Here is a 10,088-nt window from a genome sequence, read left to right on the forward strand (position 1 = left end):
CCGAGCACCGGTGGACTTTGAGCTGGTGGCGGTCAACCTGGACCAAAAGCAGCCAGGTTTCCCCGCGCACATCTTGCCTGCGTACCTCAAAGCGCTGGGGGTTGAATACCACATCGAGACGCAAGATACGTATTCGATCGTGAAGGACAAAATCCCCGAAGGCAAGACCATGTGCAGCCTGTGCTCGCGTCTGCGCCGGGGCATTTTGTATCGCGTGGCGCGTGAGCTCAAATGCAACAAACTGGCGCTCGGCCACCACCGCGACGACATGCTGCAAACCTTCTTCTTGAACATGTTTTTTGGCGGCAAGCTCAAGGGCATGCCCCCGAAGCTGGTCAGCGACAACGGCGAGTTCATGGTGATCCGCCCGCTGGCTTATGTGGCCGAAACCGATTTGATCCGTTGGGCAGAGCACCGACAGTTCCCCATCATCCCGTGCACCCTGTGTGGCAGCCAAGAAAACCTGCAACGCCTGCAAGTGGGCAACATGCTGCGCGAGTGGCAAAAGAAGCACCCTGGCCGCATTGAAAACATGTTTTCGGCATTGCAAAACGTGGTGCCCTCGCATTTGATGGACGCCAAGCTGCACGGCTTCAAGGACCTGAAAATCACGGGCTTTGAATCAGACGACGGCGACAAGGCGTTTGACGAGGAAGAGTTCAAGGAAGCGTCCTTGCCGGGCATTCAAGTCATCTCGATGTAATCCTCAGGAGGACAGGTCATGCGCACAGAAACTCGACAGCTCACGCGGTGGTTTTCGATGGCCTTGGCCGCGATGGCCTTGACCTTCTTGTCGGGCTGCGCCTCGATGCGCCTGATCGACAGCGATGTGGTTTCTGTGACCGCCGTACCGCCCGGCATGAGTTTGCAGGGGGCCAAATACCGCTTTGAGCGCCTGCCCTCGCAGGTGCACAACCCCGAAGCCGGTTTGGCCGAGCAGCAAGCGCAGGCCGCCATGACCGCCGTGGGTTTGGTGCGTGATGACGCCGCAGCCAGCCTGAGCGTGATGGTGGGCTTCAGCGGCTCGCAGTACTTGGCTGACCCTTGGGGCCGCCCCTTAGGTTCGGGCTGGACGCCCTTCGGCAGCATTGCCATCGGATCAGGCTTTGGCTCGCACATCGGTCTGGGCGTGGGCATGCGCTTTCCACCGCCCACGCATTACCGCCGCGAGGTCAGCGTCGTCATGCGCGACCTGAAGTCGGGCCAAGTGGTGTACGAAACCCGCGCCAGCCACTCAGGCCCCTGGAGCGACAGCGTGCCGATTTTTGCCACCCTGTTCCAGGCTGCCCTGGCCAATTTCCCCAACCCGCCTAATGGCCCACGCCGGGTCAACATCGAAGTGCCGCGCTGAATCTAGGATTTTATGGAACCGACCCGTATTTTGGCCATTCGCCACGGCGAAACCGCCTGGAACGTGGACACCCGTTTGCAGGGCCATCTGGACATCCCACTCAACGACGTGGGCCTGCGCCAAGCGCAGCACCTGGCCCAGGCGCTGGTGAAGCGCGATGCCATTGATGCGATTTACGCCAGCGACCTGTCACGCGCCCACACCACGGCCCAAGCCATTGCACAGGCCACAGGCCAGACGTTAAGCACACACCCCGGACTGAGGGAGCGCCATTTCGGTGCATTTCAGGGGCGCACTTTTGCCGAAATCGAAGTCGAGCTGCCCGAGCACGCCTGGCATTGGCGCAAACGCACACCCGACTGGAAGCCTCCAGAGGGCGGAGAATCCTTGATCAACTTGCGCGAACGGATCGTGGCCACTGTAGACGAACTCGCCGCCCGGCACCCCGGCCAGCAAGTCGTGATGGTCGCCCATGGTGGCGTGCTGGACATCCTGTACCGCGCTGCCACCCGCCTGGACCTGCAAGCACCGCGCACTTGGGCCCTGACCAACACGGCCGTCAACCGACTGCTGTGGACACCACAAGGCCTGTCGCTGGTGGGTTGGGGCGACACCACCCACCTGGACACATTGGCCAAAGACGAGTCGTCTTTATAAAGCGCTGTTTTGCAGCGCAGCGATGCGCTCCTCGATGGGCGGGTGGGTGCTGAACAACTGGCCAATGCCGCCCGCAATGCCCATGGCAGCCATGCTCTTGGGCAACTCAGCGGTGTGCACACCGCCCAAGCGGGCCAAGGCGTTGATCATGGGCTGCTTGCGGCCCCATGAGTTGCACAGCGCTGGCATCGGCACGGAACTCGCGCTGACGGCTGAACCAGGCCACGATGATCGCAGCGAGAACGCCCAGCAAAATGTCCATCACGATGGTGGTCACGTAGTAGCCGATGCCGGGGCCAGAGTTTTCGCTGTCACCCTTGCGCAAGAAGCTGTCCACCGCATAACCCACGACGCGGGAGATGAAGACAACGAAGGTGTTCATGACGCCCTGGATCAAGGTCATGGTGACCATGTCGCCGTTGGCGATGTGCGCGACTTCATGGGCGAGGACGGCCTCAATTTCTTCGTGCGTCATGTTCTGCAACAAGCCTGTTGACACCGCCACCAAAGCCGAGTCACGGAAAGCGCCCGTGGCAAAAGCATTGGGGTCACCCGGGAAGATGCCAACTTCAGGCATGCCGATACCGGCTTTGTCGGCCAATTTGCGGACGGTGTCCACAATCCAGGCTTCGTCGGCATTGGCCGGTTGGTCAATGACCTTGACCCCCGAGGACATCTTGGCAATCCATTTGCTCATGAGCAAAGAAATGATGGCGCCACCAAAGCCCATGATCAGCGCAAAGCCGAGCAAAGCGCCCAGGTTCAGGCCATTGGACGTCAGGAAGCGGTTCACGCCCAGCAAGTTGGCGACGATGCCCAACACCAGCACCACGGCCAAGTTGGTCACGACAAAAAGAAAAATGCGTTTCATGTTGAGTTTCACTTTCACCCGAAAGACGCGGGCACGTTGGGAGGGATATTAGGGTGTCAGACTCCAAAATCAAGCCAGGGGCGTGATTTCCGGATTGGCGTACGGTTTTTCTGCCAGGCGCGGGCTTCTGCAGGGCCGGAACACGCTGGCATCGGCGTAAAAAGCCGGGTCTTCGTTGGCCAGCCACCAGCCCGGCACCCCCAGCAAAGGCAAGGGGCTGAAGGGTTTGCGGGCCAATTTATCGGGCGTGAGGTCTTGCGCCAGCCAAGCGTCGAGGTCAGCTTGCACCACGCCTTGCGGCACGCGCCACAGGTGCACAGTGATCGATTTGTAGGGCTGCACCGCTTTTTCGAGCGCGGCATGGCCAAAGGCCAAAAGACATGTGTGCGCCCACTCACTGCGCAAAGTCACAAAGGCATCGATCCACCGATGCTCGGTCAAGGCGGACCACACGGCATCGGAGGTCTGGATCAGCAGCGCGTTTTCATCGAACACGGTGGCGGCGTCGCGCACCGGGCCGCGCACCTGCCCCACACCGGCGCGGGCGATTTCGCGGGCCCGCAACTCGTTCAGGCGCTTTTTGGCCAGCGGGTAATGCATCCAGCACAGCGCGTTGAAGAAGTCGTGCAAGCCTTCGCGGGTGGGCACCTGGGCCGTGGCAAAAATGAAGTATTCGTAAGCTTGGCCCTCGGGCAAGTCGGCTTGCGGCACAAAGCGCACGGGTACACGGCCCGCCGCGTTCAAGGCCTCAGGCTGGGCAACGCCTGCCGCCACTTGCCGTGCGATAGGCTCACCCACCCCACGCCAATCGGCCAACCAAGCCGCGTCCCAATCGATGTCGGACACGCCCAAGCTGGAGGCGGGCGCGCAGCGCTGCCCAGCCCCGTTGGGGCTCAGCCCGCCACCAGACGCCACGGCAGACTTTCTCCCGAACGCAGAGGCTTGAGTTCGGCCTCGCCAAAGGCAAAGCTCTCTGCGGGCGTCCAGCTTTCACGGCGCAGGGTGATCGTGCTGGTATTGCGTGGCAGGCCGTAAAAGTCAGCCCCAAAGAAGCTGGCAAAGCCTTCAAGCTTGTCCAGCGCGCCGGCCTGGTCAAAGGCTTCCGCATACATCTCGATGGCGGCGTGGGCGGTGTAGCAGCCTGCACAACCGCTGGCGTGTTCCTTGAGGTGCGCGGGGTGCGGGGCGCTGTCGGTGCCCAAGAAGAACCGGGCATTGCCACTGGTGGCTGCTTGCACCAGCGCCAGTCGGTGGGTTTCGCGCTTGAGCACCGGCAGGCAATAGTAATGCGGGCGCATGCCGCCCAAAAACAGGGCGTTGCGGTTGTACAGCAGGTGGTGCACGGTGATGGTGGCGCCCAAGTTCGCGTCGCCAGCGGCCGCATAGTCGGCGGCTTCTTTGGTGGTGATGTGTTCCATCACGATTTTCAGGCCAGGGAAGTCGCGGCGCAGCGGGATCAGATGCTGCTCGATGAACACGGCTTCGCGGTCGAACAGGTCGATGTCGGACGAGGTGACTTCGCCGTGCACCAGCAGCAGCACGCCTTCGCGCTGCATGGCTTCGAGCACGGGGTAGATTTTGCGCAGGTCGGTCACACCCGCATCGCTATTGGTGGTGGCACCCGCTGGGTAAAGCTTGCAGGCCACCACACCGGCGGCTTTGGCGCGTGCAATTTCTGACGGGGCCAAGTTGTCCGTCAGGTAAAGCGTCATGAGCGGCTCAAAGTCCATACCCACTGGCACGGCGGCCAGGATGCGCTGCTTGTAAGCCAGCGCCTGCTCGGCGGTGGTCACGGGCGGCTTGAGGTTGGGCATGATGACGGCGCGGCCGAATTGGGCTGCGGTGTGCGGCACCACCACGTTCAGGGCGGCACCGTCGCGCACATGCAAGTGCCAGTCGTCGGGGCGGATGAGGGTGAGTTCTTGGGTCATGGGACGTATTGTCTCAAACCTGTCGTCGGCTTGACGTTGCTGGTTCCAGAGATGGGGTCACGGGTCAGGGCTCATGGGAGAGCGGCACGTAGAACCAGAGGTGAGTTGCAGGTCGAGGCTCCTAGGAAAACGGCTCGAGGAACCAGAGGCGGGGCTGCGGGCCGGGGCTCATACTCGCAAGCTCGCCAAATCGCCCCAACCCGCAGCCCCGCCTCTGTTGCGAGCATTGGTGGTGAACGGATAGAGAGAAGCCAAGCGTACCTACAAGACCCGAAAAACGTCGGGCATTGAATTCCGGGGGCGAGCGAAGCAATGCCCCGCAAGGACTTCATGCCGTTCTGGCAGGGCTGAGCAGCGCAGCAGCGGGCGGATAAGGGCGGGTGCTTGTTTGAGCGAAGCGAGTTTGCACCCGACCCCGCCCGCTGCGAGCAGCGCAAGGAACCCGAAGGGCCCTGACTGCGGCTCGCCTTTCTTTGCTTACTTTCTTTGGCGAAGCAAAGAAAGTGAGTGCGCCGCCGGGCGCAATCCCGGCCAACGCAACTCAAAAGGAACCAACGCATTGGGCAAAACGAGGCGAGGCAGTGGGCAGAGGGCAGAGGCTCATACTCGCTTCGCTCGCCAAATCGCCCCAGCCCACTGCCCCACCTCGGGCGATGGGCGCATGAGGAAAATTTCCTCAATGCCCCAAAATCTTGGACAAAAAGTCCTGCGCCCGATCGGTCTGCGGCGCGTCAAAGAACTGTTGAGGCGGGGCCTGCTCAACCACCTGGCCTTGGTCCATGAAGATGACGCGATCGGCGACCGCCTTGGCAAAGCCCATTTCATGCGTGACGCACAGCATGGTCATGCCTTGGCTGGTCAGCTCGATCATCACATCCAGCACTTCCTTGATCATCTCGGGATCGAGCGCCGAAGTGGGCTCGTCGAACAGCATGATCTTGGGCGTCAGGCACAGCGCACGCGCAATGGCCACGCGCTGCTGCTGACCGCCAGACAACTGCAGTGGGTACTTGTTGGCGTGCTCGGAAATACGCACACGCTCGAGCTGCACCATGGCTTTGTCGACGGCTTCCTTGCGCGGCATCTTGGCCACCCAGGTGGGCGACAGAATCAAGTTTTCCAGCACCGTCAGGTGCGGGAACAGGTTGAACTGCTGGAACACCATGCCGACTTCGCGGCGCACTTTGTCGATGCCTTTGAGGTCATCGCCCAGCAAAGTGCCGTCGACTGTGAGGGTGCCTTCTTGGTACTCTTCCAGGGCGTTGATGCATCGGATCAAAGTCGATTTTCCAGAGCCCGAAGGGCCACAGATGACGACTTTTTCGCCTTTGGCAAATTCCAGGTTCACATCGCGGAGCACATGGTAGCCATTGCTGGCGTACCACTTGTTCACGCCTTTGAACTCAATGATGGGGGTAGCGTTGGAGGTCATAAAGGTCTTTCGTTCAGCGGACTTTGCTCACGGCCGTGCGCTCTTCGATCCACAGGCTGTAGCGCGACATGGCAAAGCAGAACGCGAAATAAATGAAGGTGATGAAGAGGTAGGCTTCGATCTTGAAGGGACGCCAGTCGGCATCTGAATTGAGTGCCAAGCCCAAAGCGCCGGTCAACTCGTAAAGCGACACGATGGTCACCAGCGAGGTGTCCTTGAACAAACCGATGAAGGTGTTCATGATGGACGGCACCACGGTGGCCAAGGCTTGAGGCAAGACGATCATGCGCTGGGTTTGCCAGTAGCTCAGGCCCAAGGTGGCCGCCGCCTCGGTCTGGCCCTTGGGCAAGGCCTGCAAGCCGCCACGAATCACCTCGGCCATGTAAGCGCCGGAAAACAGCGTGATGCCTACCACCACGCGCACTAGCACATCAATCTTGACACCTTCGGGCATGAACAGCGGCAGCATGAACGAGGCCATGAACAGCACCGTGATCAGTGGCACGCCGCGCACCAGCTCAACGTAAAGCGTGCACAAGGTTTTGATGGCGGGCATGTTGGAGCGCCGACCCAGCGCCACGAAGATGGCCAGCGGGAAGGCCAGCGTCATGGAGATCACGGTGAGCATGACCGTGAGCGGCAAGCCGCCCCATTGGTCGGTGTCGACCTCGGTCAGGCCAAAAAAGCCGCCCTTCATGAGCACAAAATACACAGCCAACATGACGAGCCAGATCCAAGGCAAGGCCTTGTTCCAGAAACGCGGCATGCAACTTATGACCACCACGCCCAACATGAGGGCGGTGGCGATCACCGGACGCCAGTGCTCGACTTCGGGGTACCGACCCATCACGATCAAGCGGCCTTTTTCGGAGATCACGCCCCAGCAAGCCCCTGTACCGCGTACGTCGTTACAGGCTTGCAAGTTGCTGCCAAAGACAGCTTGCAAAAGCGCCCAATCCATAGAGGAAGCCAACGCCGACAGAACCAATGCCAACAAGAACAGCGACAAAAGGCTGTTGCTGGGACTGGAAAAAAGATTCCCACGCAACCAAGCGACAGGGCCTGTGCTGCGGCCGGGCATGGGCCGCGCTTCGGTCGATTTAAAAACAATGGTCATGTCAGCGCTCCTGGATGGCGGCACTGGCATTGAACCAGTTCATGAGGGCCGAAGTGAGAAGAGACAGCGTGAGATACACGAGCATGACCAGCGACAGCGCTTCAATGGCGCGGCCTGTTTGGTTGAGCGTTGTGTTCGCGATTGAGACCAGTTCCGGGTAGCCAATGGCCACGGCCAAAGACGAGTTCTTGGTCAGGTTCAGGTACTGGCTGGTCAGCGGCGGAATGATCACGCGCAAGGCCTGGGGCAGCACAACAAGGCGCATGGATTGGCTTTTGCTCAGGCCCAAAGAGGCAGACGCCTCGTGTTGACCCAGCGACACCGAGGCGATGCCTGAGCGCACGACTTCGGCAATGAAGGACGCGGTGTAAAACACCAAGCCACACAGCAGGGCTATGAATTCGGGGCTGAAAGCACCACCATTTTCGATCTGGAAGTCACCTTTTGTGGGCAAGTCCCATTCGGTAGGCGCGCCTCCGACCAACCAACCCAACACGCCCAAGGCCAGCGTGACCGCCAGCGACACAGCCCACACGGGACGGGTGTTTCCGGTGCGGTCAAAATGGGCCCGCGCCAAACGGCGGTAATAAAGGGCAAAAGCCACACCCAAACCCAAACCAACCAAGGCCAGTGACTGGCCCAACTGCCACACGGGCCAAGGGAAAGAAATGCCGTTCTTGCTCAAGAAGAAATGGCCTGCTTTCCAAGCGTTGTCCAAAGTGGGCAGCATCTCGGTGAACACCAGATACCAAATCAGCAGTTGCAGATAAACCGGCACGTTGCGGAAAAATTCAACGTAGGCATAACAGATTTTGCGCACCAAAAAGTTGGCCGAAAAACGCCCTACCCCGACCAATACGCCGAGCACGGTGGCCAGCGCAATGCCGATCACGGCCACCTTCAATGTGTTGAGCATGCCGATGGCAAAGGCCACAAAGTATGTGCTGCTGTACGTGTACTCGATCACCGTCTCGCTGATGTCAAAGCCAAACGGTTGAAGCAAAAAATCGTAGCCACTCTGGATGCCACGCAAACGCATGTTGGTCAGCGTATTGCGCACCAACAAGCCAACCAGGGCCAATGCAGAAAGAATCGCGACGATCTGGTAAATGACCGAACGCCCTTCGCGGCTTTGCCACGAAATGGATCGGCTTTTCTTGCCGGGCAAGGGCCGGGCCTCGATCATGGAGAAATGGGACATGAAAACTGCCTGAAAAATAACGGGGTGATAAAAGATACGCCCCTTAAAGGGGCGTATCCAGTACCTTCAGAAAAGGCAGGTGATCAACGCAGTGGCGAAGCGTACATCAAGCCGCCTTTGTTCCATTGGTTGTTCAAGCCACGCGGCAAGTTGATGGAGGTCTTGGGGCCAACGTTGCGCTCAAAAATTTCACCGTAGTTGCCGGTGGTTTTGATGGCGCGAGCCAACCATTCTTTGTCCAGGCCCAGGTGCTTGCCCAAGTCTTCGGTGGCACCCAACAAACGGCCCACTTGTGGGTTGTCACTAGTCTTCATCTGGTCCACATTGGCTTGGGTGATGCCGTACTCTTCGGCTTCGATCAAACCGGCCAACACCCACTTGTTGATGGCAAACCACTCATCATCACCACGGCGCACCATCGGGCCCAGGGGTTCTTTGGAGATCAGATCAGCCAAGATGACGTGGGCTGCAGGGTCTTTGGCTTCCTTGGCGCGAACCGATGCCAAACCTGATGCATCAGTGGTGTATGCCTGGCAACGGCCAGCAAAATAAGCACCGGTAGCGGCTTCAACTTTTTCAAACACCACGGGCTTGAGGTTCAGCTTGTTGGCACGGGAGAAGTCCGTCAGGTTCTTCTCTGTGGTGGTGCCGGACTGCACGCAGATTGTGGCGCCCTTGAGTTGTTTGGCGCTGGTGATCTTGCCTTTGGGCACCATGAAGCCTTGGCCGTCGTAGTAGTTGGCACCGATGAAGTGCAGGCCCAAAGAGCCATCGCGGTTCAGTGTGTTGGTGGTGTTGCGGGCGAGCACATCAATTTCACCGGACTGCAAGGCGGTGAAGCGCTGCTGTGCAGTCAAGGGCACGTATTTGACTTTGGTCGCATCGCTCAGCACGGCAGCGGCTACGGCACGGCAGTGGTCCACATCCAGGCCAGACCAATTGCCGCTGGAGTCAGCCGCAGAAAAACCGGCCAAACCCGTGTTGACACCACAGACAACTTGTCCGCGCTGCTTGATTTGGTCCAGGGTTTTGCCGGCCATGGCCGAAGTCACGGCCAAAAGGCCTGCTGTTGCCAACAAGGTACCCACCACAGTGCGTGTGATTTTTTTCATGAATTGAATCCTCTTCTAAATTTTTGAGTAGCAAAACGCCACCCATTGATTAAATGCCAAAACTGCAAATCAAGCGCCTAGGAGCTTCCCTAGGCTTTAACGAAGCAGGGCTTGCATCTTAACGATGCACCACCCGCGTGCAAAGCGACAAGAAAAGCCTTAGCGAAATGCACAAATTGTGCCGACTAGATAGCCGCCATCAAATATAGTCAGTTTGTTGTCAGAGATGGCTCAGGGTGTACCCTGAAACCCATGCCATAAATGCATGACCCAATACACATCTCTCGCCAAACCCATTTATCGGGAAGAGTGCACCGAAGAGGTGCTCACCGTCAAATGCCGCCAGAGGTCTTGGGCAGAGCTTTTGTGGCCAGGCTTGGCGCCAGGCTTTTCTCGGTAGGCACGCACCTCCATTG

The 10,088-nt window shown here is 59.3% G+C and carries 9 protein-coding genes and 1 pseudogene; 3 read left to right on the forward strand and 7 right to left on the reverse strand.

Annotation, left to right across the window (positions count from 1 at the left end):
- The 3 genes from ttcA to Q0341_RS03665 all read left to right on the forward strand — a co-directional run.
- A partial coding sequence (gene ttcA, locus Q0341_RS03655) for a tRNA 2-thiocytidine(32) synthetase TtcA (RefSeq protein WP_299510634.1) occupies positions 1 to 703 on the forward strand: 703 nt, incomplete at its 5' end.
- Between the two features lie 18 nt (positions 704 to 721).
- Positions 722 to 1,351 carry a DUF4136 domain-containing protein gene (locus Q0341_RS03660; protein WP_299510635.1) on the forward strand — a complete coding sequence of 210 codons (630 nt, stop codon included), beginning with the start codon at positions 722 to 724 and terminating at the stop codon, positions 1,349 to 1,351.
- A 12-nt stretch (positions 1,352 to 1,363) separates the two neighbouring features.
- Positions 1,364 to 2,008: a histidine phosphatase family protein gene (locus Q0341_RS03665; protein WP_299510637.1), complete on the forward strand. Its 645-nt coding sequence runs from the start codon at positions 1,364 to 1,366 to the stop codon at positions 2,006 to 2,008.
- Here the strand turns inward: Q0341_RS03665 and htpX are convergent.
- The 7 genes and pseudogenes from htpX to Q0341_RS03700 form a co-directional block, all read right to left on the reverse strand.
- Positions 2,003 to 2,879: pseudogene (gene htpX / locus Q0341_RS03670) on the reverse strand (protease HtpX). The gene Q0341_RS03665 and the pseudogene htpX sit on opposite strands and share 6 nt — an antisense overlap.
- A gap of 69 nt (positions 2,880 to 2,948) precedes the next feature.
- A complete protein-coding gene (locus tag Q0341_RS03675; RefSeq protein WP_366522667.1) occupies positions 2,949 to 3,794 on the reverse strand; it encodes a DUF3025 domain-containing protein in 846 nt (281 codons plus the stop codon).
- On the reverse strand, positions 3,773 to 4,810 hold the full coding sequence (gene pyrC, locus Q0341_RS03680) for a dihydroorotase (protein WP_299510639.1): 1,038 nt from the start codon (positions 4,808 to 4,810) through the stop codon (positions 3,773 to 3,775). The genes Q0341_RS03675 and pyrC overlap by 22 nt, the downstream gene beginning before the upstream one ends.
- A gap of 676 nt (positions 4,811 to 5,486) precedes the next feature.
- Positions 5,487 to 6,242, reverse strand: a complete 756-nt coding sequence (locus Q0341_RS03685) for an amino acid ABC transporter ATP-binding protein (RefSeq protein WP_299510641.1) — start codon at positions 6,240 to 6,242, stop codon at positions 5,487 to 5,489.
- Between the two features lie 13 nt (positions 6,243 to 6,255).
- Positions 6,256 to 7,359 carry an amino acid ABC transporter permease gene (locus Q0341_RS03690; RefSeq protein WP_299510643.1) on the reverse strand — a complete coding sequence of 368 codons (1,104 nt, stop codon included), beginning with the start codon at positions 7,357 to 7,359 and terminating at the stop codon, positions 6,256 to 6,258.
- 1 nt (position 7,360) lies between these two features.
- Positions 7,361 to 8,560, reverse strand: coding sequence for an ABC transporter permease subunit (locus Q0341_RS03695; RefSeq protein ID WP_299510645.1), 1,200 nt, complete (start codon positions 8,558 to 8,560; stop codon positions 7,361 to 7,363).
- A gap of 83 nt (positions 8,561 to 8,643) precedes the next feature.
- A complete protein-coding gene (locus tag Q0341_RS03700; protein ID WP_299510647.1) occupies positions 8,644 to 9,672 on the reverse strand; it encodes an amino acid ABC transporter substrate-binding protein in 1,029 nt (342 codons plus the stop codon).
- Positions 9,673 to 10,088 lie beyond the last annotated feature (416 nt).

Source organism: uncultured Limnohabitans sp. (genome assembly GCF_937889215.1).
GTDB lineage: Bacteria > Pseudomonadota > Gammaproteobacteria > Burkholderiales > Burkholderiaceae_C > Limnohabitans_A.

What these genes read in the sequence shown, in the direction of transcription:
- Q0341_RS03695 (WP_299510645.1), bottom strand. Translation starts at nt 8,560, where the DNA reads ATGTCCCATTTCTCCATGATCGAGGCCCGGCCCTTGCCCGGCAAGAAA.
- Q0341_RS03700 (WP_299510647.1), bottom strand. Translation starts at nt 9,672, where the DNA reads ATGAAAAAAATCACACGCACTGTGGTGGGTACCTTGTTGGCAACAGCA.
- Q0341_RS03690 (WP_299510643.1), bottom strand. Translation starts at nt 7,359, where the DNA reads ATGACCATTGTTTTTAAATCGACCGAAGCGCGGCCCATGCCCGGCCGC.
- Q0341_RS03685 (WP_299510641.1), bottom strand. Translation starts at nt 6,242, where the DNA reads ATGACCTCCAACGCTACCCCCATCATTGAGTTCAAAGGCGTGAACAAG.
- Q0341_RS03665 (WP_299510637.1), top strand. Translation starts at nt 1,364, where the DNA reads ATGGAACCGACCCGTATTTTGGCCATTCGCCACGGCGAAACCGCCTGG.
- Q0341_RS03660 (WP_299510635.1), top strand. Translation starts at nt 722, where the DNA reads ATGCGCACAGAAACTCGACAGCTCACGCGGTGGTTTTCGATGGCCTTG.
- pyrC (WP_299510639.1), bottom strand. Translation starts at nt 4,810, where the DNA reads ATGACCCAAGAACTCACCCTCATCCGCCCCGACGACTGGCACTTGCAT.